The organism is Virgibacillus sp. 7505 (assembly GCF_002272135.1).
GTDB lineage: Bacteria > Bacillota > Bacilli > Bacillales > Amphibacillaceae > Terribacillus.
In genome coordinates this window covers 1-214 of record NZ_NPBF01000447.1, presented here as the reverse complement: position 1 = coordinate 214, position 214 = coordinate 1, and the positions used below count along the sequence as shown (strand labels likewise).

The 214-nt window shown below is 50.9% G+C and carries 1 protein-coding gene; it reads right to left on the bottom strand.

All coding sequences use genetic code 11. From position 1 onward, the window contains the following. A partial coding sequence (locus CHH91_RS19725) for a glycosyl hydrolase 53 family protein (RefSeq protein ID WP_286160873.1) occupies positions 1-196 on the bottom strand: 196 nt, incomplete at its 3' end. Between the last annotated feature and the right edge of the window lie 18 nt (positions 197-214).

The following is a 214-nucleotide window of genomic DNA, read 5'->3' as shown; positions in this document are numbered from 1 at the left end:
CGCGCTTTGCAAGATCAACGGCGCGCTGTCCATCAACAGTCCCGCCGCCATACGGGTTGCCGTTTTCATCGTAAGGATCTACCCAAATGCGGATACGGACAGCATTTACGCCCTTTTCCTTTAACAACACGAGTGGATCAATTTGTTCTCCATCTGCATAATAGCGCCCGCCGTTTTCCTCGATTTCTGGCAACATCGAGATATCGGCTCCTTT